We start from the raw sequence: 24,745 nt of genomic DNA on the forward strand, positions 1-24,745 counted from the left end.
GCAGCTTGACATTATAGACCACTCGGTCTATAATTGTAAAAAAGCTTAGGAGAAGTAGGATGAAAAAAGAGTTAAAGACCAAGTTAACTCAGGAACGGATCATTGATGCGGCCTTAATTGAATTTTCCCAAAAAGGCTACAAGGCCTTTGGGATCAATGAGCTCTGTAAAAATCACAAGATTTCAAAAGGGGTTCTCTATCACAATTTTGCTGGGAAGACAGAACTCTATCTGGCCTGCGTTAGAGAGAGTTTCCACAAGGCTGTGTCTATGATTCGCGGAGAGTCGGGGGAAGTGCCTAGTCTGGCAGACTATGTGGAGCGGCGTCATCGCTTTTCCAAGGATTTTCCTCACCATAGCCATATTTTTTTTGAAGCTTGGTTGATGACTCCAGCAGAAATTGCCGAGGAAGTGGCAAAGGAAAAGGCTGTTTTTGAGGACTTGAATCGCCAGGTTTCAGAAAAATTATTGGCGGAGTCCACTCTTAAAGATCATATCAGTCAAGAACAGGCCCTGGACTATTTGAGCTTTATCCAGCAGCTTTTTCGGAGTTATTACTTGGCAGTCAACGGGTCTCAAGGAACTGGCAGTTTGGCCAGCCAATATGAAAATGACCTCCAAAAGGTCCTCCATCTCATGATCTATGGCATCTTTAAAGATGGCGACTAATGAAAGGAATGATTCATGATTAGAAGTCCAGTTTGAGGCCTGACCTCGAAACCAACACAAATATAAATAAATAATAAATATTAGGAGAGTTATTATGTCTAAAAAATTATCATGGTTGTCTATCTTAGCAGGTGTTCTGTCCATTCTTGCAGGTTTTTATCTGATGGCCAATCCAGCCCTCAGCCTTCTGTCCTTTGCCTTCTTGTTTGCCCTTATCTTCTTGGTGAACGGGATTTCTGAAATTATTAAATACTTCTCAGCAGACGAGAAAAGAGGCTGGGATCTTTTCAACGGTGTTATGACTGTATTGCTGTCTTTCTGGCTCTTTTCAGGAAGTTTCCTTGAAAAAGTCACTTTCATCCCATTCATCTTTGCTTTCTGGGCTCTCTTTACAGGTATTTCAAAAACCATTATGAGTTTTCAAGTGAAAAAAGTGGATAAGAAGTTGGGGAATACTCTTCTTTGGACAGGTATTCTGGGTATTATCGCAGGGATCATCATGATGGGCCACCCACTCATGACAGGTATCTTTGTGACCTATACCATAGCCTTTGTCTTTATCTATCAAGGTATTGTGAGTATCATTCTCTATTTCAAATCTAAAAAAGCATAAGTTAGAAAGGGTTTCAATATGGAGAAGCTGAAAAATATCCTCTTTAACAAGGTGACCATCGGGGCCATTTTACTCTTGGTGCAACTGGCCTGGCTCCTGCTCTTTTTCTACCAATTAAGCAGCTATTCCACGGTGATTACAGCTATTTTTGGGCTTGTCAGTGTCCTGATGATGTTGGTTATTGTCAGCTCCAAGGATAATCCGGTCTACAAGATTGGCTGGCTCATCCTGATTGGCCTTATGCCCATGTTTGGAACCTTTCTTTACTTAATCTCTGCCAACAAGCAACCAGCTAAGAAGCTGAGAAAGGCCATTCAAGCGTCGGAAGCCCACATTGAGCAGCAGCTAGAGCAAACTAACTATTCTTCCCAAGATGTCCCAATTGCAGACGAGGTCAAAGGGATTTCGGACTACATTGCCAGTCAGGGAACCTATGCCCGCCATGGCAATACGGATGTGACCTATTTTAAACTGGGTGAGGACATGTATGCTTCCATGCTCAAGGATATGGAGCAGGCCCAGTCCTTTATCTTCTTTGAATACTTCATTGTCGGCCAAGGGCAGATGTGGGATGGGATGAAGGAAATTCTGATCCGCAAGGCTCAGGAAGGTCTGGATGTCCGTGTCATGTATGATGATTTGGGTTCTCTGATGGTCTTGCCAAAGGGCTTCAAGTCCGAGCTGGAAAGTCAGGGCGTCAAGGTGGTAACCTTTAATCCGATGGTCCCTTATCTAGCCTTGGGGATGAACAATCGCGACCATCGCAAGATCTTAGTCATTGATGGCGATGTGGCCTACAACGGTGGCATCAATATCGCGGATGAATACATCAATGTGGACAGCAAATTGGGCCACTGGAAGGATACCGGTCTGCGCTTGGAAGGGGATGGGGTTGCCAATCTGACCCTCATCTTCCTCTCGGTTTGGGATGCCTGCCGCAAGGAGCAGACCCATGTTGCGGCCTATCTGCCTAAGAAGTCCGTAAGGGCCAAGGGTTATGTCCAGCCATTCTCCGATTCGCCTCTGGATGAGGAGCTGATTTCTGAGAACCTCTATATGGATATCCTCTGGAATGCCAAGGACTATGTTTACATCTTTACCCCTTATCTGATTATCGACCATGAAATGACACTGGCTTTGACCATGGCGGCCAAAAGAGGGGTAGATGTCCGCATCGTAGTACCGAAGATTCCAGATAAGAAGGCTGTCTATACCCTGACCGAATCCTATTTCCGTCCGCTTCTGGAAGCAGGCGTTCGCTTGTATCGCTATACGCCAGGCTTTATCCATGCCAAGAGCTATCTGGCAGATGATAAGGTTGGTGTGGTTGGGACTATCAACATGGACTACCGCAGTCTCTACCTGCACTTTGAATGCGGCACCTTCCTCTATGAAGTGGATGCGCTCAAGGACTTGAAACAGGACTATCTCGAAACCTTTGCGGTCAGTGAAGAAGTGCAGTTGAAGGATCTGGGAGAAGGACTGCTGAAACGGACAGGTCAGGCTGTTCTAAGAGTCTTGAGTCCGCTCTTTTAGGAGGAAATACCATGAAAGCGAACCTTAGAAAAAAGAAACCCCTGCAGGTCTTGTGGCACATTGTCAAGGTAACCCATTTTTCCAAGTTTATCCTGTCCTTTGTCTGTTATCTCTTTCCGGCAGCCCTGATCTTGTTGTTTACTGAGCCTGCCATCAAGACCTTCGGAGATAGTATTTGGTATTCTTTTGTAACCTCGACCACTACGGGCTATGGGGATATTGTGGTGACAACAGCCATCGGCAGGATTGTCAGTGTTACCCTGTCTCTCTATGGCCTCCTCTTTTTCGGCTGTCTGTCAGGGATTGTGGTGACCTACTATATGGAAATGAACAAGCTCTTACCTCAGGAGGAGGACCAAAAGTAATGAAGAAACAAAATCTTAGGATCCTGCTTTCGGGCTTCTGCTTGAGCAGTCTGATTGCCCTAGTTGCCTTTTTCTTTCTGATGGCTGAAAAATTTGGCAGCCATCTGTTATGGGAAAGCTGGGGGCATTCGGTGCCCTTTCCCAACCTTTATAAAGGTCTCTTGCTCTTAATTGGCGGCCTCTTTGTCTTTGCACTTAAGAAAAAGTGGGGGAGTCTGCCTAGAACCAGCCATGAGCTGATGGAGGAGCTGAAAGAGCAGCAGACGGTCAACTACCGCCATACTTGGCGCAGCCTAGTCTTGGCCCTGCTTATCCTTGTTTTGGGAGCAGGAGTTGGGCCAGAGGCTCCCTTGCTGGGTGCAGTCATTGCCTACTCCATCTGGCAGGCGGACAAACTCCGTTATCTGGAAGCTAATAGAGAGCAGCTGAAGCAACTGTCCCTCAAAGATAGGTTAGTCAGGTTTTTCCATCCCAGTCAATACCTGCTGACCTATACAGCCAGTCAGAAGGGAACGGATAAGAAGCGCTTGTTCTTCATTGTCAACGGGTTGATTATTTTTGTCCTGCTGATGCGAATGACAGAGCAACCTTCTTTTATCACCAAACTAGGTGATAGCCAGTGGCAGATGGCGGAATTGGTTCTGATTTTGCCCCTCATGCTCTATGGCTTCCTCTTTGGTAGAGTCTATCATTGGCTGATGAAAAAAATTAAAGGAAGCTTGAAGCAATTGCCCTTGCCTCTGATTGGGAAAATCATGATAGGGGCAGTTGCAATCTTTGGAGTAGCTGTTTTTGCTCCCTCCTTGCTCTTTTCAGGACAGCATGCCATGCACTCAGTTGTGGAGATGGGTCTGGAGCTGCCGGTCTTGGCTTTACTTGGACTGTCCCTCCTCAAACTGATTTTCTTAGAAATCTGTCTGGAAACAGGTTGGACTGGTGGGGATATTTTTCCTATCACCTTTGCCAGTATCCTGCAGGGCTTTGCCTTTGCCCAGTTCCTGCCGGGCTATGATCCCCTCTTTGTCGTTCTGGTTGTCAGTCTTTCCTTGGCGGTCACCTTGCTGCAGAAGGAGTGGTTGGCAGGTATCTTTATCTCCCTCTTTTTTCCAATCAAACTCTGGCCTATTGCTCTCCTCCTCATCTTCATTTTACGGTGGATAGGTACAAAAGTGAAAGTAGGAGAAGCCCATGCAGAAAATTAATCAATGGCGACTATTCAATGGTCTCTGGGGTCTGATCGTCGTCTTGTTGCTCTTGCTCCAGCCGGCCATCTATCGGGGAATCATCAAAGCCAGCCTAACTCCCTCCATGGCCTATGTGGATGCCCTATTGGCAGGGGAAATAGGCTCCTTTATCAGCCAAAAACTGATTTGGATGGGGATATTCCTGATTCTTGCCTTTCTGGGCCAGCTCTTCCTGTATTTTTGGGGGAATAAGCAGTTGCTAGGCTTTTTAAAGAGGGAAAGTCAATCTATTGGCTATAATCAGTCCTTGAAGCGCCTGACCTGGGCCTATTACGGGTTGATCTGGTTGATGGCTGGGGCTCTATTGGCTGTCATTCTTGTCCTTATCATCCAGGGATGGCAGATTTACCAGCTATCTGGTGATCTTGGACATTATGATGTTCAAGCAACTGCTGAACAGGTGTTAGATAAGCTGCGGGGTTTTGGTTTACAAAGCCTTGGGAACATGGAAGCGACCCTGAAAGACTCTTGGACCATTTTGAAGGAAAATGCGCCCCTCTATAAAATGCTAAGAGAGATAGCAACGACTCTGACACAGATCGAACAGATTATCAGAATATCTTATATGCTTCTGTGCAGTTTAGGAGCTTACCTAGTGTTTGAATCCGGTTATGCTTATTGGCTGGAACGAAGAAAGGGTAAGAAGACAAAAGTCTTGTTATTAGAAATACGCGTCATAGATAAGAGTGATGAGTCTTCACGTCTCTAGAGACTTGGTAGGATAGGCCCTCTGCTTTGTCACTTTTAGTAAAAAATCTGTAAGGCAGCAGTTAAGAGAAAATAATTCCATTCTTACTTTAATAAATAAAAAAACAGCCTCAGGCTGTTTTTTTTATCTAGCGACGCGTCTACGAGCTGCTTTTTTCCGATTTTCTTCAATGAAAGCCGCTTTTTTTTCTTCTGGTTCAATGATGGTTTTCTTTACGGCAAAGACAGCTCCGGCAACGGTTGCTGCAGTTCCCAAGACACCTGTCGCCACACCTTTAGCAAATGAATGTTTTTTAGCCATAGTATTCTCCTTTAGATAAATCATATTTGACATCTTCTTGTCGTTTTATCTTATGTTATAATATATGGTAACGAAAAAACGGTTAAATTTCAAGTGAAACTATCACTTGCAGGAAAAAATCAGCCTTTAGGCTGAATAAACCAGACGAAAGTTAGGAAAATGGCAGAAAAGATAAAAATTGTGGTGGTGCTTGGGCCGACGGCGGTTGGCAAAACAGCCTTAGGGATTGTACTGGCCCAGGCCTTTGGGGGTGAAATTATCAGCGGTGACAGCCAGCAGGTTTATCGCGGACTTGACATTGGCACCGCTAAAGCCAGTAAGGAGGAGCAGGCACTGGCTCCTCACCACTTGATTGATGTGAGAGATGTTGATGAGACTTATTCAGCCTTTGATTTTGTCAGAGAGGCCAGTCAGGCGATTGAAAGAATTGCTGACCGAGGGAAAATCCCTATTATTGTTGGCGGTACAGGCCTGTATCTACAGAGCCTTTTAGAAGGCTATCATCTGGGAGGAGAGGTCGATCAAGAAGAGGTTCTAGCCTACCGCCAAGAGTTAGAACAACTATCAGACCAAACGCTTGTCGATTTGGTCAAAAGAGAGCGTCTGGAAATTCCAGAAATCAATCGCCGACGTGCCATTCGTGCTTTAGAATTGAAGCGTTTCAGTTCAGATGCTCAGAATCAGGAACCTCCTTATGATTTCCTGCTGATTGGTCTGAATGATGACCGCGACAGCTTATACCATCGGATTAATCATCGTGTAGACGTAATGATGGAAGAAGGGCTTTTAGATGAAGCTAAAAATCTTTTTGACCATCATTTTGAGAGTCAGGCTAGCAGGGGGATTGGTTACAAGGAGTTTTTCCCCTATTTTGCTGGTCAGGAAGACTTAGACACGGCTATTGCCAAGGTCAAGCAAAATTCTCGCCGATTTGCCAAGCGCCAGCTCACTTGGTTTAAAAACCGCATGCAGGTCGATTTTTACATGGTGGGAGAAGCAGGATGTGAAGACAGCATCAAAGAGGCTGTCCGTGACTTTATCCGTTGACAGCGCCATTTCTGGCGTTTTTTGTATTTATCCTATTTGTTGCCACAGGTATTGAGGAGCGGACTGTTTGAAAAAGCTTTTCCTCGGTTATGTAACGTAATGATGACAAAATGACAAACAGGTATCAAAAAATATGTCTTTTCCATTCCTTTTGTCTGATTTTTACCTGTCTCTGTGCTATAATGAAGAGGTAGTTTTCAAGAAGGATAAGGGAAGGAGGTCAGGCATGTTTGGGACAGAAAAAGCGCAAGAACGCGTGATATTAGTTGGCGTTGAACTGCCAGATAGTGAACATTTTGAACTGTCAATGACAGAACTGGCCAATCTCGCTAAAACGGCCGGTGCCCAAGTGGTGACTTCCTATACTCAAAAAAAAGACAAGTACGACAGCAAGTTTCTAGTGGGTTCAGGTAAATTAACTGAATTGCAGGCAGCAGTAGATGCGCAAGAGGTTGATACCGTTATTGTTAATAACCGTCTGACCCCTCGCCAGAATACTAATTTAGAAAATCAGCTTGGCGTCAAGGTGATTGACCGCATGCAGCTTATTTTAGATATCTTTGCTTTGCGGGCTAGGAGCCACGAAGGCAAGCTCCAGGTGCATCTGGCCCAGCTGAAATACATGCTGCCTAGACTGATTGGGCAAGGGATTATGCTTAGCCGGCAGGCAGGAGGTATCGGCAGCCGAGGGCCTGGGGAAAGCCAGTTAGAATTGAATCGCCGCAGTATCCGGAAGCAGATTTCGGATATTGAACGTCAGCTCAAAATGGTCGGTCAAAACCGAGAACGAATTCGGGAAAAGCGCCTGCATTCAGAGACGTTTAAGATTGGCCTGATAGGCTATACTAATGCCGGTAAGTCCACCCTGATGAATATCCTGACGCGTAAGGAACAGTACGAAGCTGACGAACTGTTCGCGACATTAGATGCAACCACCAAACAGATTCATTTGACCGAAGGGTTTCAGGCGACTTTGACCGATACCGTTGGCTTTATCCAAGACCTTCCAACGGAACTGGTGGCAGCCTTTCAATCAACCTTGGAGGAGAGCCGTTACGTTGACTTGCTGATTCATGTTATTGATGCCAGTGACCCCAATCACGAAACACATGAAAAAGTGGTTATGGAGCTTCTGCAAAAGTTAGATATGGCAGAGATTCCTCGCTTGACAGTCTATAATAAGGCTGATGTGGCCCATGACTTTATCCCCAGTCTTTTCCCTCACACCTTAATCTCAGCCAAAAGTAAAGAGGCGCCAGAGCAGCTGCGTCAGCTGATTTTAGCTAAGATTAAGGCTATCTTCGTTCCTTTTAGCCTTACGGCAGAAGCGAGTCAATTTTACAAAAGTTATGATTTGAGTAAATTTGCCTTACTGGATTCTTACGATATGGCAGAAAGTGACGGAAAACTGTCCGGCTATATTGCAGAGGAAAATCAATGGCGATTGGAGGCTTTCTATGACTGATTACCTTGATTTGGCGCTCACCTATGGAGGTTTTACCAGTCTTGATAAGGTTTATCTGAAACATCAGCTGGAAGGTCTGAATCATGACCAGAAGCTGGCCTTTATCACCCCTCCGCCGAGTGTCATCAATGCTTATTTCGCAGAGCTTTACCAAAAACAATCGCCTCAAGCAGCGACAGATTATTATTTTGACTTAAGCAAATCTTTGAATTTATTAACCTCCACACCCTCTTTTGCGGAGATTAAGCCATTTGTTCGGCTTAATCTGTCCGGCAAGTCTTATGGTTTTGCTTATGTCAATGACCAGGAAGAAGCGCTTGTTTTCAGTGAAAAGGAAGAGGCGCCAGATGAAGGGCTCTTTTTTGAATTGGCCCAGATCTTCCCTCAGTATAAGATTTTTGCCGCAGATCAAACCATTAGGATGCAGCCTTTGCCCATCAGCGAAACAGTCCTTGAACAAATCGACCGAGAAGAGGCCCTCCTGTCCAATGTTCAGCTTTTAGAGGGAGGCTGGCTGAAAATTTCAGGCTTTAACCAAGAAGAAGTCTGTCAGCTGGCTCAGGCTTATCAGGGACAAATCTATTATGCGTTTGAACAAAGACAGGCCGTTATTTATATCAAAAACGTTTAACCAGTATAGAAAGAAAGTATCGTTTGTATGGAAATTCAATTTTTAGGAACTGGTGCCGGACAGCCGTCTAAGGCTCGGAATGTCTCCAGTTTAGTTTTAAAACTTTTAGATGAAATCAATCAGATTTGGATGTTTGACTGCGGCGAAGGCACTCAGCGCCAAATTTTAGAGACGACTATTAAACCGCGCAAAATTCGCAATATCTTTATTACCCATTTGCATGGTGATCATGTCTTTGGTCTTCCAGGATTTTTATCCAGCCGTGCTTTTCAGGCTAGCGAAGAACAGACTGATTTAGACATTTACGGTCCAGTTGGGATTAAAACGCTTGTGCTGTCAAGTTTGCGCGCCTCAGGCGCTCGCCTGCCCTATCAGATTACATTTCATGAATTTACAGAGAAAAATTTAGGTAAAATCTTAGAAACGGATCATTTTATGGTTTATGCTGAGAAGTTAGACCATAGTATCTTTTGTGTTGGCTACCGTGTTATTCAAAAAGATTTGGAAGGAAGTTTGGATGCAGAGGCGCTTAAAGCGGCCGGTCTGCCGTTTGGTCCTCTCTTTGGCAAGGTAAAAAACGGTCAGGATGTTGTCCTTGAGGATGGTACCAAGATTATTGCCAAAGATTATATTTCTGAACCCAAAAAAGGCAAGGTTATCACGATCTTGGGTGATACCAGATTATGCGATGCCAGTATTCGTCTGGGGCTGGGAGCGGATGTTTTGGTACATGAAGCAACCTATGGCAAGGGTGACGAAAAACTGGCCCGCAACCATGGGCATTCTACCAATATGCAGGCTGCACAAGTCGCTAAACAGGCGTCTGCCAAGAGACTGTTGCTTAATCATGTCAGTGCCCGCTTTTTAGCCAAAGACATTTCCAAGATGCGCCGAGATGCCCAAGATATTTTTGAAAATACTCATGTTGTGAGAGATTTGGAAGAAATTAAACTATGAACACTCAAGAAAAGTCTGCTCCCGTTATTCTGATAACAGGAGCTTCGGGTGGTCTGGCACAGGAAATCATCCGCCAGCTGCCAAGAGAAAGTCAACTGATTTTACAGGGACGGAGCCGGCAAAAGCTGGAGGAACTTTACTCTGATTTGCCTCAAGTGGCCTTTTTTCAGTTGGATATTAGGGATGCCCAAGCGATTGAAACTTTTGTTGCGGACATTTACCAAACCTACGGCCGGATTGACTATCTGATTAACAATGCTGGTTTCGGTGAGTTCAAAGACTTTGATCGCTTCTCGAATGACACCATTCAGGAGATGTTTGACGTCAATACATTGGCCACCCTCCATTTTTCCAGACTTGTTGGTCAGAAAATGGCAGAGGCGGGACGAGGCCATATGATAATGATTGCCAGTATGGCCGGTCTCATCGCTTCCAGCAAATCCAGTATCTATTCGGCGACAAAGTTTGCAGTCATTGGTTTTTCAAATGCTCTGCGCTTGGAGCTAGCCGATAAAAATGTTTTTGTGACAACTGTTAATCCTGGGCCAATTCGGACGCATTTCTTTGATCAGGCAGACCCAAGCGGTGATTACCTCAAGAGTGTTGCCCGATTCACTTTGGAACCAGAAGACGTTGCCCGACGGATCGTCAAGATTATGGGGACCAATAAGCGAGAGCTTAACATGCCCTTTATGCTGAAACTTGCTGCCAAATGTTACACCCTCTTTCCCAGGATTTCAGATTTTCTTGCCAGAAAGGTCTTTAGCTATAAATGATTTCTTCAAAATACAACTGGAAAATAAATGAACAAGAGCCAGATGCTGGCTTTTTTGAGGTGGCTAAAAAAGCAAAGCTTAGCCAGACAGCTGCTCAGATTTTATACCATCGGGGGATTGACAGCCAAGCAAAGCTAGAGGCATTTTTAAATCCGAGCTTGGAACAGCTGCATGATCCTTATCTCCTGCATGATATGGAAAGGGCTGTCACCCGCATCCGGTCAGCGATTGAGGAAGGGGAGCAGATTCTTGTCTATGGTGATTATGACGCAGATGGGATGACGTCTAGCTCGATTGTCAAAGAAGCTCTGGAAATGCTAGGGGCAGAAGTCCGCGTTTATCTGCCTAACCGCTTTACAGATGGATACGGCCCTAATGAGAGTATTTATCGTTACTTTATTGAGCAGGAAGGCATTTCATTGATTGTGACGGTGGATAACGGCGTTGCTGGGCATGAAGCAATTGCCTATGCTCAAGGGCAAGGGGTGGACGTCATTGTGACGGATCATCACAGTATGCCTGAGCAATTACCCGAAGCCTACGCCATCATTCACCCCGAACACCCAGATGCTGCTTATCCGTTTAAATATTTAGCTGGCTGCGGTGTGGCCTTTAAACTGGCCTGTGCCCTACTAGAAACGATTCCGACGGAATTACTGGATTTAGTGGCTATTGGAACCATTGCCGATATGGTTTCTCTGACAGATGAGAACCGTGTCATGGTCAAGTACGGCTTGGAAATCCTCAAGCAGACAGAAAGAATTGGCCTGCAGGAGCTGTTGGCTGTGTCAGAAGTTGATTTTACCGACATTGATGAGGAAACGATTGGCTTTAAGTTGGCTCCGCAGCTTAATGCCCTGGGCCGCCTAGACGATCCCAATCCAGCTGTTGAGCTTTTGACAGGCTTTGATGATGACGAAGCCAAGAACATCGCGCAAATGATTAATGCTAAAAATGAAGAGCGAAAGGAGCTGGTTCAGTCCGTCTATCTTCAGGCAATGGCCATGGTTGATGCAAGCAAACCCGTTCAGGTTTTGGCCAAGGAAGGATGGAATCCCGGAATTCTGGGGATTGTAGCAGGTCGGATTTTGGAAGAAATTGGTCTGCCCGTCATCGTCTTAAGCATTGATGAAGAGAGAAGGGCAAAGGGCAGTGCCCGCAGTATTGAGGCGGTCAACATTTTTGATGTCTTAAATGCTCACCGAGACTTGTTTATTGCTTTTGGAGGCCATAGCGGAGCTGCTGGGATGACCTTGGATGCCTCAAAATTGCCAGATTTGGAACAGATTCTGTCAGATTATATTGCTGCTAACCAGATTGACTTGTCCAGCAAAAACACTTTGAACCTAGATGACGAGATTCACTTTGACAGTCTCAGTTTGGAGACGCTGGAAGATCTCGCTAAACTGTCACCTTTTGGAATGGACCATAAGAAGCCGATTTTTTATTTAAGAGATTTTTCGGTCAAACAGGCCAGAACTATGGGGCAGGACGGCTCACACCTGAAACTGAGACTGTCTCAGGCAGGGAAAGATTATGATTTGGTGGCTTTTCATAAAGGCGGTCAATTGCTTGATTTTCAGCAGGCTCAGCATTTGGAGCTGGCAGTTACTTTGTCCGTTAACAAATGGAATGGCAACACCAGTCTTCAGCTGATGTTGGTTGATGCCCGTGTTCAGGGACTTCAGCTGATCGATATCCGTGCCAAGAATGCTCCGCTTCCTCAAGGGGTTGCTGATATCCGAGACCAAAATCAAGAAAGAATTGTTATCCTCTCAGAAGTACCAGATGAAGCAGCGGAGCTGAAAGAAGTCTTTGCCGGACGTGAGTTTCAGGCGATCTACTTTAAAAATACCATTAAGCATCAGTACTATTTGACTGGTTTTGGAACCAGAGAGCAGTATGCCAAGCTTTATAAGACTCTTTATCAGTTTCCCGAATTTGACCTGCGCCATAAGCTGAGAGACCTCAGCGATTATTTGAAAATTCCTCAAATTCTGCTGGTTAAGATGATTCAGATTTTTGAAGAATTAGACTTTGTGTCGATTGATGATGGGCTGATGACGGTTAATAAGGGAGCTCCAAAGCGCGAGATATCTGAAAGTCAGATTTATCAAGAATTAAAAAATTTAGTCAAATTCCAGGAGTTGATGGCTCTGGGAACACCGCAGGAGATTTATGATTTCTTGTCTGACTAAGGTTAAAAACTGGTGTGGAGGCCAGTTTTTTTGCTTTTTGAGGCCAGTTTTTCTCCTTTTAAAAACTAAGGATTTTTAAAAAATGAATTTCATGCTATAATAAAGGGTAAATGATTTTTTGGCAATGCCCTAGAAAGAAAACAAATGGATTTAAAGAAATACATTGCATCAATTGAAAACTACCCCCAAGAAGGAGTGACCTTCCGTGATATCAGTCCCTTGATGGCTAATGGCAATGCTTACAGTTATGCTATCCGTGAAATTGTCCAGTATGCAACTGATAAAAAGATTGATATGATTGTCGGACCAGAGGCACGCGGTTTCATCGTCGGCTGTCCAGTTGCTTATGAGTTGGGGATTGGTTTTGCACCGGTCCGCAAGCCAGGAAAGCTTCCTCGTGAGGTCATCTCGGCTGACTATGAAAAAGAATACGGTGTTGACACACTAACCATGCATGCTGACGCCATTAAACCAGGTCAGCGGGTGCTTATCGTTGATGATTTGTTGGCTACTGGCGGAACGGTTAAGGCAACGATTGAGATGATTGAGCGGCTTGGCGGTGTTGTGGCTGGCTGTGCCTTTTTGATTGAATTGGATGAGCTGGAAGGCCGTAAGGCAATCGGAGACTACGATTATAAGGTTCTGATGCACTATTAGGCGTTATAGTTATTTTCTATAACTAACTAGAAAAAATATATATTTGATAACTATATCTCCATGTTTTATAATGTTTAAACAGATATTGTAGAAATGGGGATATTTTCATGCCAATTACTCTTGATAAAAAATTACCTGCTGTTGATCTTTTAAAATCTGAAAATATCTTTGTTATGGACAGCGGACGTGCTCAAAACCAGGATATCCGTCCCATGAGCATTTTGATCCTTAATCTGATGCCCACAAAAGAAGCAACGGAAACCCAGCTTTTGCGTCTTCTAGCCAATACGCCCTTGCAGATGAACCTCGATTTACTCTATATGGCCAGTCATGATTCTAAAAATACAAAGGCGACTCACCTAGAGACCTTTTATAAGACCTTTACCGAAATCAAGGACAAGTATTATGATGGTCTGATTATCACGGGTGCTCCCGTAGAGACCCTGCCCTTTGAAGAAGTTGATTATTGGCAGGAGTTGAAAGAGGTTTTTGATTGGTCGAAGACCCATGTTTATTCCACCCTGCACCTGTGCTGGGGAGCCCAAGCGGGTCTTTACTACCGTTATGGGGTGGATAAGGTCCTGATGGACCAAAAATTGTCGGGCATCTTTTCTCAAAAGGTGGCAAAAACGGAGAGTCCCTTGATGCGCGGTTTTGACGATCAGTTTGTATCACCGCATTCCCGCCATACGGAAGTGCGTTTAGAAGATATTGAAGCCTTGACCAATTTAGAAATACTTGCGCAGGGTGACGAGGTCGGTTTATCGATTTTAGCCAGCCCAGATATGCGGGAGGTTTACAGCTTTGGTCATTTGGAGTATGATAGAGATACCTTAGGAAAAGAATATCAGCGTGATCTTCAGGCCGGTAAAAATCCGAAAATTCCGGAAAATTACTATGACCATGATGATGTCACCAGCCAGCCCTCCATGCGTTGGAATCTGGCTGCAGCTACTTTTTTTAGTAATTGGATTAACTATGCGGTTTATCAAGAAACCCCATACCGCTTAGAAGAGCTAGAGAATGATTTTTCATTTTACGGCTACTTATAAGGAGTTCCATGAGTTTTTTAGATGAGTTTCAATCAGGTAATTTGGTATTACCAGCAGCGTTACTATTTCATTATAAGGATATCTTTGCGAGTGCGGATGATTTTTTGGTTTGGCAGTTTTACTATCTTCAGATGACAACCAACCGCGAAGAGATAGCTACCAGCCAGATAGCGGCAGCGATTGACAAAACCGTTCCAGAAGTGAATCGGATAGTGGCAGATTTAATCAGGCAAGAGCTGCTCAGTATGAAGACCATCGAGTTAGGTGGAGAGAGTGAGGAGTTTTTTGATGCCTCACCGGCTTTGTCAAAGCTAGATCGTTTGCTGACAAGTAGCAGCCCGCAGCTGACCTCCCCTGCTAAAGAAAATGCTTTGCAAGATTTAGTAGCTGATTTTGAACGTGAGTTGGGACGTTTGCTTAGCCCGTTTGAGCTGGAAGATTTGCAGAAAACGCTGGCTGATGATAAGACCGATCCGGAACTGGTTCGGGCAGCGTTGAGAGAGGCTGTTTTTAATGGTAAGACTAATTGGAATTACATTCAGGCCATCTTGAGGAACTGGCGTCGAGAAGGCATCACGACGCTTCGTCAGGTAGAAGAACGGCGTCAGGAACGTGAACAGGCTAATCCCAATAATATCATGGTGTCTGATGATTTCAAGCAAATGATGAATGCTGCAGCTGACTTATGGGGAGATTAGGATGTTAGGAAGAGAACGTGTTAAAAAGGTGATGGCCTTAATTGGACAGCTCTTTCCCGATGCCCATGGCGAGTTGACCTATCAAACACCTTTTCAGCTGCTCATAGCTGTTATTTTATCGGCTCAAGCCACCGATAAATCGGTTAATAAATTAACACCTGTTTTATTTGCCAAATACCCAGAAATCAGCGATTTGGCCTCTGCTAGCCAGGCAGATGTCGAAAATACTATCAGACATATCGGGCTTTATAAGAATAAGGCCAAAAATATTATTGCCACCGCACAGCAAATCCTGACCCGTTTTGATGGCCAAGTGCCTAAGACACACGAGGAGTTAGAAAGCCTGCCAGGAGTGGGGCGTAAAACTGCCAATGTAGTTTTGGCAGAAATTTATCAGATTCCTGCCATTGCCGTTGACACTCACGTCTCACGTGTGGCGAAACGGCTCAACATCTCTAAACCGGATGCCAGTGTGGAAGAGATTGAGCAGGATTTGATGAGGAAAATCCCTAAAAAAGACTGGATTGTGACGCATCATCGCCTTATCTTTTTCGGCCGTTATCATTGTCTGGCCAAGAATCCCAAGTGTGAGAGCTGCCCTATCCAAAGTTACTGTAAATATTATAAGGATACGCATGCAAGAACTTAATTTATCTCGGAGACTGCAAACGGTGGCTGGCTTTGTACCAAAAGGTACAAGGCTTCTTGATGTTGGCAGTGATCATGCTTATCTGCCGATTGCATTGGTGAGCCAAGCCTTAATTGACTTTGCGATTGCTGGAGAGGTGGTTAGTGGACCTTATCAGTCTGCCCGCAGTAATGTCAAAGAGTCGGGACTATCCGACCAGATTGATGTCCGTCTGGCAGATGGTTTGGAGGCTTTTGAGCTTTCCGATGGGATTGATACGGTATCAATCTGCGGGATGGGAGGACTCCTGATCACCGAAATCTTAGGAAGAGGCCAAGAAAAACTAGCTGGACTGTCACGCCTTATCTTGCAGCCCAATAATCGTGAGGATGATTTGCGGCGGTGGCTTCAGGAAAATCAGTTTAAAATTGTCGCAGAAGCAACGGTTCAGGAAAACCAAAAGTTTTATGAAATCATGGTGGCCGAACCCGGTCAGATGCAACTGACAGAAAAAGAGCTGCGCTTCGGCCCTCATTTACTGAAGACCAAGTCATCTGTTTTTAAGGAAAAATGGCTTAGAGAGAAAGCAAAGTTAGAAAAGGCTCTCGCTAATATTCCAGAGCAGCATTCAGACAGCCGATCATCTGTTTTACAAAAAATAAGAGATATTAAGGAGGTTCTTCATGAAAGTGAGTCAGGTCATTGAGAGATATGAATTGTTTTGTCCGCAAGACTTATCGTTAGAAGGGGATATTTCGGGTCTTCAAATCGGGAGCTTAGATCAGGAGGTCAGGCGAGTGATGGTCGCTCTTGATGTCCGTGAAACGACTGTCATGGAAGCTATAGCGGCAAAGGTTGATTTACTGATTGTTAAGCATGCCCCGATTTTTCGGCCACTTAAGAACCTTGTTGCCAGTCCGCAGAATCAGATTTATATTGATTTAATCAAGCACGACATTGCCGTCTACGTTTCTCACACCAACATTGATGTTGTTCCTGGAGGACTTAACGATTGGTTTTGTGACTTGTTAGGGATTCAATACCGTTCTAATCTATCAGAGACCAAGGAGGGGTATGGCATTGGCCGTATTGGTGATGTTTTGCCGACCTCTTTTGAAGATTTTGCGCGCAAGGTTAAAGAGGTCTTTGATTTGGATAGCATCCGTCTCGTCTCTTATGGCAAGGAAAACCCTCTTATCAGACGTGTTGCCATTTGCGGCGGCAGCGGTCAGAGTTTTTATCCGGAAGCCTTGGCCAAAGGTGCCCAGCTTTACATTACTGGTGATATTTATTATCATACGGCCCAGGAGATGATTACCAACGGGCTTTTAGCGATAGATCCGGGTCATCACATCGAAGTTCTCTTTGTTGACAGATTGGTTGACCTCTTTAATATGTGGAAACGAGAAAACGACTGGGATGTCATGTTTTTAGCCTCAAAGGCCAATACGAATCCTTTTTACCATTTATAAGATGAAAAAAATAGCAATTATTGGTGCAGGTGTTGTGGGAGCAACAGCTGCCTATTATTTATCCAAAGAAGAAGGCATTGAACTAACGGTTTTTGATGAGGGATTGGGGCAGGCAACAAAAGCTGCAGCGGGTATTATCTGTCCCTGGTTCTCCAAACGTCGCCATAAGGCTTGGTATCGCCTGGCTAGAATGGGAGCTGATTTTTATACCCGTTTGCTTGCAGATTTGGAAGCCGATGGCATGGAGACTGCATTTTATCAGCAGTCCGGCCTGATTTTGTTGAAAAAAGACGAGGCCAAATTGCAGGAACTTCTGGCAATTGGTCAGCAGCGCAGACAGGAATCTCCTCTGATAGGAGAATTGGGCATTCGAAAACGGTCTGATGATGTTGCGAATCTGTCTGGATTTGATTACTATCTCTGGGCCTCAGGTGCAGCCAGAGTAGACGGCGCCTTACTGGTTGACTGTTTGCTGAGGTCGGCTTCTGTGTCGGTCGTCAAAAAGAAAGTGCGCCTTGGTCTTCTTGATCAAGGCCGTTACCAAATAGACCATCAGGTGTTTGATGGTCTCATTTTAGCAAGCGGTGCCTGGTTGGGGGAGCTGCTAGAGCCTCTTGGTTACCAAGTCGATGTCAGTCCCCAAAAAGGACAGTTGCGTGATTATTATTTCGCGGAGCCTCATCTGACAGATTTTCCTCTTGTCATGCCTGAAGGAGAGCTGGATATTATTCCCTTTGCCAATGGTAAACTGAGTATTGGAGCCAGTCATGAAAATCATCAGGGATTTGATTTGGCGGTAGATGAGGCGCTTTTACAGGCCTTTGAAGATGAGGCTTTGCTTTATTTTCCTAAGCTGATAGATGCCGCATCTAAGACAGCTAGAGTTGGGATTCGGGCCTATACCAGCGACTTCGCCCCTTTTTTCGGAGAAGTGCCAGGACTGCCCCAAGTTTACGCAGCAAGTGGCTTAGGTTCATCTGGTTTGACAACGGGACCTCTCTTGGGCAAGGCATTGTCTCAGCTTGTTTCGGGACACCCTTCCTTGGTTGATCCGGCTGATTATCCGATTAAAAACTATATCTCACAAGAATGACAGGTGACACCTTGGCTAAAAAATGTTAGAATAAAGGGTGATTAAACACTAGAGGAGACCTGCGATGAAAGGTATTATTCTTGCTGGTGGCTCTGGAACACGATTGTATCCACTGACACGGGCAGCATCAAAACAACTTATGCCGATTTATGATAAACCCATGGTTTATTACCCCTTATCAACCTTGATGCTGGCAGGCATCAAAGACATTTTGATTATTTCAACACCGACGGACCTCCCGCGTTTTGAAGAACTTTTAGGAGACGGTTCAGAGTTCGGAATCTCCCTTTCTTATGCAGAACAACCAAGTCCAGATGGCTTGGCTCAGGCTTTCATTATCGGGGAGAAATTCATCGGAGATGATAGTGTGGCCCTTATCCTAGGTGACAATATTTACCATGGTGCCGGTCTGACCAAGATGCTCCAAAATGCAGCCAACAAAAGCAAAGGAGCGACGGTCTTTGGTTATCAAGTTAAAGATCCAGAACGTTTTGGTGTTGTGGAATTTGACGAGAAGATGAATGCCATTTCCATCGAAGAAAAACCAGAGCAACCAAAATCAGATTATGCCGTGACAGGTCTCTATTTCTATGATAATGATGTCGTGGAAATTGCCAAAAACATCAAGCCTTCCCCTCGTGGTGAACTGGAAATTACCGATGTCAACAAGGCTTATCTTGATAGGGGGGACTTGTCTGTTGAACTCATGGGACGTGGCTTTGCCTGGTTGGATACAGGAACACACGAAAGCCTCTTGGAAGCGGCTCAGTACATTGAGACTGTTCAACGCTTGCAGAATGTTCAAGTGGCTAACTTGGAAGAAATTGCCTACCGCATGGGCTATATTACCAAAGAACAGGTGCATGAATTGGCGCAGCCGCTTAAGAAAAATGAATACGGACAATACTTGCTCCGTTTGATTGGAGAAGCCTAATGACAGAAAACTTTTTCGGTAAAACACTGGCTGCTCGTCCTATCGAAGCCATTCCAGGAATGCTAGAATTTGACATTCCAGTTCATGGCGATAACCGCGGTTGGTTTAAGGAAAATTTCCAAAAGGAAAAAATGCTTCCGCTGGGTTTCCCAGAAAGCTTCTTTGCAGAAGGAAAATTGCAGAACAACGTTTCCTTCTCCCGTAAAAATGTCCTTCGTGGTCTTCATGCAGAGCCTTGGGATAAGTACATCTCTGTCGCAGATGGTGGCAAGGTCTTGGGAACCTGGGTAGATCTTCGTGAGGGCGAAAGCTTTGGCAATACCTACCAAACGGTTATTGACGCGTCAAAAGGTATCTTTGTACCACGCGGTGTAGCCAATGGTTTCCAAGTCTTGTCAGATTTTGTGGCTTACAGCTACTTGGTCAATGACTACTGGGCTTTGGAGCTCAAGCCTAAGTATGCCTTTGTCAACTACGCTGACCCTAGCCTGGACATCCAGTGGGAGAACCTAGACGAAGCAGAAGTCTCAGAAGCGGATAAAAACCACCCGCTCCTCAAGGATGTTAAGCCTTTGAGGAAGGAAGACCTCTAATGTTTCAAGTTTTTTTGGAAATCGCAGAGCAGTTAAACAAGCTAGAAATCACTCCCTTGTTAATGGGCTCTGTCGGTCTGGAAAGGCGAACAGGAAGAGATTGGCAGGCAAGGGACCTTGATATTCATGTGCCCAGTGATCCCAGAGGATGGGAAGCACCTGATGAAGAGCGGATTTACCGTGCGGATGAGTTGATTGCTATGATGAATCAACTGGGTTATGTCCTGGTCGACCGTCATGAGCATGAATTTCAAAAGGATGGCCTGTCTGTTGAATTTGGCGGCCTTCATTCACTCCCTGACTTTGCGGGTGTGGAGCTAGAGGATTTGGAAGAATTGGAGACTCAGCGTGTTCGCTATTATTTGCCGACACTTGAGCAGTACTTGAAAATCTATCTGGCCTCTTCCAAAGATTCTTACCGAGCAGACAAAAATAACCAAAAAGATTTTGCCAAGATTGCTTACTTGAAAGAGATTTTGAAGTAATCTGGTAATAGAAGAAGGCGAGCCTAGCGAGCCTCTTCTGTGTGTCATCGCCGTAGTGAGAAGCTCCTTGGCTTTGCTAAGGAGCGGGGGAAACCATGAGACCTTAGGCTCATGGTTTAGTAATGAAACACCTTGGTGGTTGCTTACGACCCCACTACCTAAGATGACACACAAAAAAAGAAAGAAATTTTCGGAGAAAAAAATGTCAGAATTTAAAAATATTATCGTAACTGGTGGCGCTGGTTTCATCGGTTCAAACTTCGTCCACTATGTGTATAACAACCATCCAGATGTTCATGTAACAGTCTTGGACAAATTGACTTATGCAGGTAATAAGGCCAACTTGGAAGCCATTCTTGGTGACCGTGTTGAGCTGGTTGTAGGAGATATTGCAGATGCTGAATTGGTGGACCAATTGGCTGCCAAGGCAGATGCCATCGTTCACTACGCGGCAGAAAGCCACAACGACAACTCCCTCAACGATCCAAGCCCCTTCATCCATACCAACTTTATTGGTACTTACACATTGCTGGAAGCGGCTCGTAAATACGACATCCGTTTCCACCATGTATCGACTGATGAAGTTTACGGTGACCTTCCTTTGCGTGAAGATTTGCCAGGTCATGGTGAAGGTCCGGGTGAGAAATTCACTGCGGAAACCAACTACAACCCGTCATCACCTTACTCATCCACCAAGGCTGCATCAGACTTGATTGTTAAGGCCTGGGTTCGTTCCTTTGGTGTTAAAGCAACCATTTCCAACTGTTCAAACAACTACGGTCCTTATCAGCACATTGAGAAGTTCATTCCCCGCCAAATCACCAATATCCTATCAGGTATCAAGCCAAAACTCTACGGAGAAGGCAAGAACGTCCGTGACTGGATCCATACCAATGACCACTCAACTGGTGTTTGGGCAATCCTGACCAAAGGCCGTATGGGTGAAACCTATCTGATCGGTGCTGATGGCGAGAAGAACAACAAGGAAGTGCTTGAGCTTATTCTTGAAAAAATGGGTCAGCCCAAAGATGCCTATGACCATGTGACAGACCGTGCCGGTCACGATCTCCGCTACGCTATCGATTCAACCAAACTCCGTGAAGAGTTGGGTTGGAAACCAGAGTTCACCAACTTTGATGAAGGACTTGAGAATACCATTAATTGGTATACCGAAAACCAAGACTGGTGGAAAGCTGAAAAAGAAGCCGTTGAAGCTAATTATGCCAAGACACAAGAAGTGATTAAATAAAAATAAGGTTAGGAACCATCTGTTCCTAACCTTATTATATTGTTGATACGCTTATTTGCCGAAAAGTCCTTTGACTTTGTCGACAACATCGTCAACGACTTTATTATTCTCAACAAGTGCTTTAGCCTTGTCGGCATAGTCGCCCAAATCTGCCTTGTGATCTTCAATAAATTGCTGTGCTTTGGACAAATCACCTTTTGACACCAACTCTTTAACCTGTTCGAAGAGATCATTTTTTGCCATAATCTGTCTCCTTTCTATCGTTTTCTTTTATTAAATCATAAATGATTTGAATAGGCAAACTTTTTTACCGAGAAAAGGACGGTTTAGAAGAAGTCTTTGGCTTATTTTTTGATATAATAAGGAAAACAAGGAGAAGAGGTCTAGAATGACTAAATTAGCGACGATTTGTTATATTGACAATGGAGAAGCGTTGCTGCTGATGCATCGTAATAAAAAAGAAAATGACGTCCACCAAGGCAAGTGGATAAGTGTTGGTGGAAAGCTAGAGGCAGGTGAGACACCTGAGGAATGTGCCCGCAGGGAAATTTTGGAAGAAACCCACTTACAGGTTAAAGAAATGGCTTTCAAGGGGTTGATCACGTTTCCGGAGTTTACTCCTGGGCATGACTGGTATACCTATGTTTTCAAGGTAACGGCTTTTGAAGGGGATTTAATCTCTGATGCGGACAGCCGTGAAGGAACCTTAGAATGGGTGCCTTATGAGCAAGTGCTGGCCAAGCCTACCTGGGCTGGGGATTATGATATTTTCAAGTGGATTCTAGAAGATGTCCCTTTTTTCTCAGCTAAATTTACCTATAATGACAAACAAGAATTGGTTGATAAAGAAGTTATTTTTTATGACAAGTAATTGATGGACAGATGATAAGGAGCAAATATGGACGATAAGGATAAAAAATTTAACCTCACATGGTTTTTCAAATGGTTTTTAAATAATCAGGCGGTGACGGTGCTGCTGGTCAGTCTGCTTGTTTTTTTGAATATTTTGGTTTTTACTAAGATAAGCCCGCTTTTGGCACCGGTCTGGTCTTTTTTGGCCGCTATTATGCTTCCTTTAGTGATTTCTGCTCTGCTTTACTATCTCTTAAAGCCGATTGTTGCTCTAATTGAAAAAACAGGTCTTAGTCGTACTTGGTCTATAGCGGTGGTTTTTATCAGTTTATTGGGTTTGATTATTTGGGGATCGGCAGTCTTTTTCCCGATGCTGACTCAGCAGCTAACTGATTTTATCAGCCAGTTGCCTTCCTATGTCAAGTCCGTCAACACACAACTTAAAAAATTGGTGGAGGATGGCCGCTTTGTCGCCTTTAAGCCGCAAATTGAAGAGATGCTGACTAATTTCAGTCAGAAAGCCCTTGTCTATGCTGAAAGTTTTTCAAAAAATGCTGTGGATGTTGCCGGTAACTTTGCCTCAGCTATTGCGCGTGTGACGGTGGCTATTATGATTTCGCCCTTTATTCTCTTTTATTTCTTAAGAGACAGCGACAACTTAAAGGGCAGTCTGGTTCGTTTTCTGCCAACAAAGCTGCGTCAGCCCACTGCCCGTGTTCTTGGCGATATCAATAAACAGCTCTCTGGCTATGTCCAAGGACAGGTGACTGTAGCTATTATTGTCGGCATTATGTTTTCCATCATGTTTTCCATTATTGGTTTACGGTTTGCGGTGACTTTTGGTATTATTGCCGGTATTCTCAATATGGTCCCTTATCTTGGCAGTTTTTTAGCCATGGTTCCTGTTTTTATCCTAGCCTTAGTTGAGGGGCCGCTTATGGTTATCAAGGTGGCTGTTGTCTTTGCCATCGAACAGACCATTGAGGGACGTTTTGTGACGCCTTTAATTATTGGCAGTAAGCTTAATATTCATCCCATTACCATTTTGTTCATTTTGCTGACGGCAGGCTCTATGTTTGGCGTCTGGGGCGTTTTTTTAGGAATTCCTGTTTACGCTTCCATCAAGGTGGTTGCTATCGAAATATTTGAATGGTATAAGTCTGTCAGCGGGCTTTATGAAGAAGAGTTAGGAGAAGGGGTGGAAGATGCAGAATCAGAATAGCGACCAAATGATAGCGTCTCTGGCTGAGCAGAATCTAGAAAAGGCCAATAAGTATTTTCAGAGGGCCCTGAAGGAGGATGATTCAGAAAGTCTCCTCGCCCTTGGGGAATATTTGGAACGCATTGGTTTTTACCCTCAGGCGAAAGCCATCTTTTTGCAAATACGTCCAAGCTTTCCAGAGGTGAACATCAACCTCGCTCAAATTGCCAGTGAGGACGGCGATATGGATGAGGCGTTTAATTATCTCAATGAAATTGCTGCTGACAGCCAGTATTACTTAGAAGCCTTGGTGACTATGGCCGATCTCTACGATGCTGAAGGTCTGACCGATGTGGCCTATGAGAAATTGTTGCAAGCGCGTCAATTAAGCGAGGATCCCCTGCTTATTTTCGGGTTGGCAGAGTTGGCCCTCTCCTTAGAGAACTATCAGACTGCTATCGAGCATTACGCTCAGCTGGATAATCGGGAAATTTTAGAAAATACCGGGATTTCAACTTATGAGCGAATTGGCAGAGCTTATGCTGCTCTGGGCAAGTTTGAAGCAGCCATTGAATTTTTAGAGAAGGCGCTTGAGATTGAATTTGACGATCAAATTGTCTTTGAGCTGGCCTGCCTCTTATACGATCAGGGAAATGCTCAGAAAGCTAATATCTATTTCAAGCAGCTGGATGCGCTGAATCCTGATTTTGAAGGCTATGAGCTGCCCTATGCCTTATCGCTGCATGAGGAACATCAAACAGCGGAAGCTTTGAGGTTACTGCAGCAATCCCTTTCTAAGAATGAATTTGACAGCCGAGTCTTGATATTAGCCTCCCAGTATGCCTATGAAGAGCATGACAAGAAAGCTGCCGAAAACTATCTTTTGAAAGCCTTGGAAGTTGCCGAAGAAGAGGAGGAAGTTCTCCTGCCGCTCAGCAATCTTTATCTAGAGGCGGAACGTTTTGAAGATGTGATTGCTTTAGATAGTGGTGCCGTTGATAATCTTCTGACGAAGTGGAACCTAGCTCGTGCTTATCGGGAGTTAGAAGATGATGAGAAGGCACTTGTGTATTATCAGGAGCTGGCTAAGGAGTTGACAGATAACCCCGAATTTTTGGAAGACTATATCTATTACTTAAGGGAACTCGGTCAACAGGCACAAACGGCAGATTTAATTGAGACTTATTTGCATTTGGTGCCAGATGATCATCAGATGATCGACTTGAAAAATGACATCAAACAGTGAAAAACCAAATTGTTTTCACTGTTTTTGCTTTATTTTCAGAAAATGAAGGAATTCACAAATAAAAATTCACAAAGTA

The 24,745-nt window shown here is 44.5% G+C and carries 28 protein-coding genes; 26 read left to right on the forward strand and 2 right to left on the reverse strand.

Annotation, left to right across the window (positions count from 1 at the left end; genetic code table 11):
- Nucleotides 1-59 precede the first annotated feature (59 nt).
- From A3GY_RS0101140 to A3GY_RS0101165, 6 genes are all read left to right on the forward strand, one after another.
- Nucleotides 60-668, forward strand: a complete 609-nt coding sequence (locus tag A3GY_RS0101140) for a TetR/AcrR family transcriptional regulator (RefSeq protein ID WP_018029557.1) — start codon at nucleotides 60-62, stop codon at nucleotides 666-668.
- Nucleotides 669-762: 94 nt separating this feature from the next.
- The gene (locus A3GY_RS0101145; RefSeq protein ID WP_018029558.1) at nucleotides 763-1,281 is read left to right on the forward strand and encodes an HdeD family acid-resistance protein; all 519 of its coding nucleotides are present in this window, start codon (nucleotides 763-765) and stop codon (nucleotides 1,279-1,281) included.
- An 18-nt stretch (nucleotides 1,282-1,299) separates the two neighbouring features.
- A complete protein-coding gene (gene cls / locus A3GY_RS0101150; RefSeq protein WP_018029559.1) occupies nucleotides 1,300-2,817 on the forward strand; it encodes a cardiolipin synthase in 1,518 nt (505 codons plus the stop codon).
- 11 nt (nucleotides 2,818-2,828) lie between these two features.
- The gene (locus A3GY_RS0101155; RefSeq protein WP_018029560.1) at nucleotides 2,829-3,182 is read left to right on the forward strand and encodes a potassium channel family protein; all 354 of its coding nucleotides are present in this window, start codon (nucleotides 2,829-2,831) and stop codon (nucleotides 3,180-3,182) included.
- Nucleotides 3,182-4,384, forward strand: coding sequence for a chloride channel protein (locus A3GY_RS0101160; protein WP_018029561.1), 1,203 nt, complete (start codon nucleotides 3,182-3,184; stop codon nucleotides 4,382-4,384). The genes A3GY_RS0101155 and A3GY_RS0101160 overlap by 1 nt, the downstream gene beginning before the upstream one ends.
- Nucleotides 4,371-5,135 (forward strand): hypothetical protein, encoded by a 765-nt coding sequence (locus A3GY_RS0101165; protein WP_018029562.1) that lies wholly within the window; start codon nucleotides 4,371-4,373, stop codon nucleotides 5,133-5,135. The genes A3GY_RS0101160 and A3GY_RS0101165 overlap by 14 nt, the downstream gene beginning before the upstream one ends.
- A 123-nt stretch (nucleotides 5,136-5,258) precedes the next feature.
- On the opposite strand, the gene A3GY_RS09995 is transcribed toward A3GY_RS0101165, so the two are convergent.
- A complete protein-coding gene (locus tag A3GY_RS09995) occupies nucleotides 5,259-5,435 on the reverse strand; it encodes a DUF3042 family protein (protein ID WP_018029563.1) in 177 nt (58 codons plus the stop codon).
- Nucleotides 5,436-5,594: 159 nt separating this feature from the next.
- On the opposite strand from A3GY_RS09995, the gene miaA reads away from it, so the two are divergent.
- From miaA to rfbB, 17 genes are all read left to right on the forward strand, one after another.
- Nucleotides 5,595-6,482, forward strand: a complete 888-nt coding sequence (gene miaA, locus A3GY_RS0101175) for a tRNA (adenosine(37)-N6)-dimethylallyltransferase MiaA (protein ID WP_018029564.1) — start codon at nucleotides 5,595-5,597, stop codon at nucleotides 6,480-6,482.
- A 226-nt stretch (nucleotides 6,483-6,708) separates the two neighbouring features.
- Nucleotides 6,709-7,947 carry a GTPase HflX gene (gene hflX / locus A3GY_RS0101180; RefSeq protein WP_018029565.1) on the forward strand — a complete coding sequence of 413 codons (1,239 nt, stop codon included), beginning with the start codon at nucleotides 6,709-6,711 and terminating at the stop codon, nucleotides 7,945-7,947.
- Nucleotides 7,940-8,578: a hypothetical protein gene (locus A3GY_RS0101185; protein WP_018029566.1), complete on the forward strand. Its 639-nt coding sequence runs from the start codon at nucleotides 7,940-7,942 to the stop codon at nucleotides 8,576-8,578. The genes hflX and A3GY_RS0101185 overlap by 8 nt, the downstream gene beginning before the upstream one ends.
- A gap of 27 nt (nucleotides 8,579-8,605) precedes the next feature.
- Nucleotides 8,606-9,535, forward strand: a complete 930-nt coding sequence (rnz, locus tag A3GY_RS0101190) for a ribonuclease Z (protein WP_018029567.1) — start codon at nucleotides 8,606-8,608, stop codon at nucleotides 9,533-9,535.
- Nucleotides 9,532-10,311: an SDR family NAD(P)-dependent oxidoreductase gene (locus tag A3GY_RS0101195; protein WP_018029568.1), complete on the forward strand. Its 780-nt coding sequence runs from the start codon at nucleotides 9,532-9,534 to the stop codon at nucleotides 10,309-10,311. Before rnz ends, A3GY_RS0101195 begins: the two co-directional genes overlap by 4 nt.
- Complete coding sequence (recJ, locus tag A3GY_RS0101200; RefSeq protein ID WP_018029569.1) at nucleotides 10,308-12,509, forward strand: single-stranded-DNA-specific exonuclease RecJ; 2,202 nt, start codon at nucleotides 10,308-10,310, stop codon at nucleotides 12,507-12,509. Before A3GY_RS0101195 ends, recJ begins: the two co-directional genes overlap by 4 nt.
- 144 nt (nucleotides 12,510-12,653) lie before the next feature.
- Entirely contained in the window at nucleotides 12,654-13,166 is a 513-nt protein-coding gene (locus A3GY_RS0101205) for an adenine phosphoribosyltransferase (RefSeq protein ID WP_018029570.1), read from the forward strand.
- Between the two features lie 107 nt (nucleotides 13,167-13,273).
- A complete protein-coding gene (metA, locus tag A3GY_RS0101210; RefSeq protein WP_018029571.1) occupies nucleotides 13,274-14,218 on the forward strand; it encodes a homoserine O-acetyltransferase MetA in 945 nt (314 codons plus the stop codon).
- A gap of 8 nt (nucleotides 14,219-14,226) precedes the next feature.
- Nucleotides 14,227-14,916: a DnaD domain-containing protein gene (locus tag A3GY_RS0101215; protein ID WP_018029572.1), complete on the forward strand. Its 690-nt coding sequence runs from the start codon at nucleotides 14,227-14,229 to the stop codon at nucleotides 14,914-14,916.
- Nucleotide 14,917: 1 nt separating this feature from the next.
- Nucleotides 14,918-15,565, forward strand: a complete 648-nt coding sequence (gene nth, locus A3GY_RS0101220; protein WP_018029573.1) for an endonuclease III — start codon at nucleotides 14,918-14,920, stop codon at nucleotides 15,563-15,565.
- Nucleotides 15,552-16,250 carry a tRNA (adenine(22)-N(1))-methyltransferase gene (locus A3GY_RS0101225; protein ID WP_018029574.1) on the forward strand — a complete coding sequence of 233 codons (699 nt, stop codon included), beginning with the start codon at nucleotides 15,552-15,554 and terminating at the stop codon, nucleotides 16,248-16,250. The genes nth and A3GY_RS0101225 overlap by 14 nt, the downstream gene beginning before the upstream one ends.
- Nucleotides 16,228-17,016, forward strand: coding sequence for a Nif3-like dinuclear metal center hexameric protein (locus A3GY_RS0101230; RefSeq protein ID WP_018029575.1), 789 nt, complete (start codon nucleotides 16,228-16,230; stop codon nucleotides 17,014-17,016). The genes A3GY_RS0101225 and A3GY_RS0101230 overlap by 23 nt, the downstream gene beginning before the upstream one ends.
- A gap of 1 nt (nucleotide 17,017) precedes the next feature.
- Nucleotides 17,018-18,109, forward strand: a complete 1,092-nt coding sequence (locus tag A3GY_RS0101235; protein WP_018029576.1) for an NAD(P)/FAD-dependent oxidoreductase — start codon at nucleotides 17,018-17,020, stop codon at nucleotides 18,107-18,109.
- Nucleotides 18,110-18,173: 64 nt separating this feature from the next.
- Nucleotides 18,174-19,043, forward strand: a complete 870-nt coding sequence (rfbA, locus tag A3GY_RS0101240; RefSeq protein ID WP_018029577.1) for a glucose-1-phosphate thymidylyltransferase RfbA — start codon at nucleotides 18,174-18,176, stop codon at nucleotides 19,041-19,043.
- Nucleotides 19,043-19,636 (forward strand): dTDP-4-dehydrorhamnose 3,5-epimerase family protein, encoded by a 594-nt coding sequence (locus A3GY_RS0101245; protein ID WP_018029578.1) that lies wholly within the window; start codon nucleotides 19,043-19,045, stop codon nucleotides 19,634-19,636. The genes rfbA and A3GY_RS0101245 overlap by 1 nt, the downstream gene beginning before the upstream one ends.
- Nucleotides 19,636-20,121: a hypothetical protein gene (locus A3GY_RS0101250; protein WP_018029579.1), complete on the forward strand. Its 486-nt coding sequence runs from the start codon at nucleotides 19,636-19,638 to the stop codon at nucleotides 20,119-20,121. The genes A3GY_RS0101245 and A3GY_RS0101250 overlap by 1 nt, the downstream gene beginning before the upstream one ends.
- 202 nt (nucleotides 20,122-20,323) lie before the next feature.
- Nucleotides 20,324-21,370, forward strand: a complete 1,047-nt coding sequence (rfbB, locus tag A3GY_RS0101255; protein WP_018029580.1) for a dTDP-glucose 4,6-dehydratase — start codon at nucleotides 20,324-20,326, stop codon at nucleotides 21,368-21,370.
- A gap of 51 nt (nucleotides 21,371-21,421) precedes the next feature.
- On the opposite strand, the gene A3GY_RS0101260 is transcribed toward rfbB, so the two are convergent.
- Nucleotides 21,422-21,613, reverse strand: coding sequence for a hypothetical protein (locus A3GY_RS0101260; protein ID WP_018029581.1), 192 nt, complete (start codon nucleotides 21,611-21,613; stop codon nucleotides 21,422-21,424).
- A gap of 145 nt (nucleotides 21,614-21,758) precedes the next feature.
- On the opposite strand from A3GY_RS0101260, the gene A3GY_RS0101265 reads away from it, so the two are divergent.
- The 3 genes from A3GY_RS0101265 to A3GY_RS0101275 are packed head-to-tail and all read left to right on the forward strand — an operon-like array spanning nucleotide 21,759 to nucleotide 24,669.
- Nucleotides 21,759-22,241 carry an NUDIX hydrolase gene (locus tag A3GY_RS0101265; protein ID WP_018029582.1) on the forward strand — a complete coding sequence of 161 codons (483 nt, stop codon included), beginning with the start codon at nucleotides 21,759-21,761 and terminating at the stop codon, nucleotides 22,239-22,241.
- Nucleotides 22,242-22,268: 27 nt separating this feature from the next.
- Nucleotides 22,269-23,444 (forward strand): AI-2E family transporter, encoded by a 1,176-nt coding sequence (locus A3GY_RS0101270; protein WP_018029583.1) that lies wholly within the window; start codon nucleotides 22,269-22,271, stop codon nucleotides 23,442-23,444.
- Nucleotides 23,428-24,669 carry a tetratricopeptide repeat protein gene (locus A3GY_RS0101275; protein ID WP_018029584.1) on the forward strand — a complete coding sequence of 414 codons (1,242 nt, stop codon included), beginning with the start codon at nucleotides 23,428-23,430 and terminating at the stop codon, nucleotides 24,667-24,669. Before A3GY_RS0101270 ends, A3GY_RS0101275 begins: the two co-directional genes overlap by 17 nt.
- Nucleotides 24,670-24,745 lie beyond the last annotated feature (76 nt).

The sequence above is a fragment of the Streptococcus ferus DSM 20646 genome, from assembly GCF_000372425.1.
GTDB classification, from domain to species: domain Bacteria; phylum Bacillota; class Bacilli; order Lactobacillales; family Streptococcaceae; genus Streptococcus; species Streptococcus ferus.

Coding starts and splice junctions, on each gene's coding strand:
- A3GY_RS0101140 (WP_018029557.1), top strand. CDS start 60: ATGAAAAAAGAGTTAAAGACCAAGTTAACTCAGGAACGGATCATTGAT.
- A3GY_RS0101145 (WP_018029558.1), top strand. CDS start 763: ATGTCTAAAAAATTATCATGGTTGTCTATCTTAGCAGGTGTTCTGTCC.
- cls (WP_018029559.1), top strand. CDS start 1,300: ATGGAGAAGCTGAAAAATATCCTCTTTAACAAGGTGACCATCGGGGCC.
- A3GY_RS0101155 (WP_018029560.1), top strand. CDS start 2,829: ATGAAAGCGAACCTTAGAAAAAAGAAACCCCTGCAGGTCTTGTGGCAC.
- A3GY_RS0101160 (WP_018029561.1), top strand. CDS start 3,182: ATGAAGAAACAAAATCTTAGGATCCTGCTTTCGGGCTTCTGCTTGAGC.
- A3GY_RS0101165 (WP_018029562.1), top strand. CDS start 4,371: ATGCAGAAAATTAATCAATGGCGACTATTCAATGGTCTCTGGGGTCTG.
- A3GY_RS09995 (WP_018029563.1), bottom strand. CDS start 5,435: ATGGCTAAAAAACATTCATTTGCTAAAGGTGTGGCGACAGGTGTCTTG.
- miaA (WP_018029564.1), top strand. CDS start 5,595: ATGGCAGAAAAGATAAAAATTGTGGTGGTGCTTGGGCCGACGGCGGTT.
- hflX (WP_018029565.1), top strand. CDS start 6,709: ATGTTTGGGACAGAAAAAGCGCAAGAACGCGTGATATTAGTTGGCGTT.
- A3GY_RS0101185 (WP_018029566.1), top strand. CDS start 7,940: ATGACTGATTACCTTGATTTGGCGCTCACCTATGGAGGTTTTACCAGT.
- rnz (WP_018029567.1), top strand. CDS start 8,606: ATGGAAATTCAATTTTTAGGAACTGGTGCCGGACAGCCGTCTAAGGCT.
- A3GY_RS0101195 (WP_018029568.1), top strand. CDS start 9,532: ATGAACACTCAAGAAAAGTCTGCTCCCGTTATTCTGATAACAGGAGCT.
- recJ (WP_018029569.1), top strand. CDS start 10,308: ATGATTTCTTCAAAATACAACTGGAAAATAAATGAACAAGAGCCAGAT.
- A3GY_RS0101205 (WP_018029570.1), top strand. CDS start 12,654: ATGGATTTAAAGAAATACATTGCATCAATTGAAAACTACCCCCAAGAA.
- metA (WP_018029571.1), top strand. CDS start 13,274: ATGCCAATTACTCTTGATAAAAAATTACCTGCTGTTGATCTTTTAAAA.
- A3GY_RS0101215 (WP_018029572.1), top strand. CDS start 14,227: ATGAGTTTTTTAGATGAGTTTCAATCAGGTAATTTGGTATTACCAGCA.
- nth (WP_018029573.1), top strand. CDS start 14,918: ATGTTAGGAAGAGAACGTGTTAAAAAGGTGATGGCCTTAATTGGACAG.
- A3GY_RS0101225 (WP_018029574.1), top strand. CDS start 15,552: ATGCAAGAACTTAATTTATCTCGGAGACTGCAAACGGTGGCTGGCTTT.
- A3GY_RS0101230 (WP_018029575.1), top strand. CDS start 16,228: ATGAAAGTGAGTCAGGTCATTGAGAGATATGAATTGTTTTGTCCGCAA.
- A3GY_RS0101235 (WP_018029576.1), top strand. CDS start 17,018: ATGAAAAAAATAGCAATTATTGGTGCAGGTGTTGTGGGAGCAACAGCT.
- rfbA (WP_018029577.1), top strand. CDS start 18,174: ATGAAAGGTATTATTCTTGCTGGTGGCTCTGGAACACGATTGTATCCA.
- A3GY_RS0101245 (WP_018029578.1), top strand. CDS start 19,043: ATGACAGAAAACTTTTTCGGTAAAACACTGGCTGCTCGTCCTATCGAA.
- A3GY_RS0101250 (WP_018029579.1), top strand. CDS start 19,636: ATGTTTCAAGTTTTTTTGGAAATCGCAGAGCAGTTAAACAAGCTAGAA.
- rfbB (WP_018029580.1), top strand. CDS start 20,324: ATGTCAGAATTTAAAAATATTATCGTAACTGGTGGCGCTGGTTTCATC.
- A3GY_RS0101260 (WP_018029581.1), bottom strand. CDS start 21,613: ATGGCAAAAAATGATCTCTTCGAACAGGTTAAAGAGTTGGTGTCAAAA.
- A3GY_RS0101265 (WP_018029582.1), top strand. CDS start 21,759: ATGACTAAATTAGCGACGATTTGTTATATTGACAATGGAGAAGCGTTG.
- A3GY_RS0101270 (WP_018029583.1), top strand. CDS start 22,269: ATGGACGATAAGGATAAAAAATTTAACCTCACATGGTTTTTCAAATGG.
- A3GY_RS0101275 (WP_018029584.1), top strand. CDS start 23,428: ATGCAGAATCAGAATAGCGACCAAATGATAGCGTCTCTGGCTGAGCAG.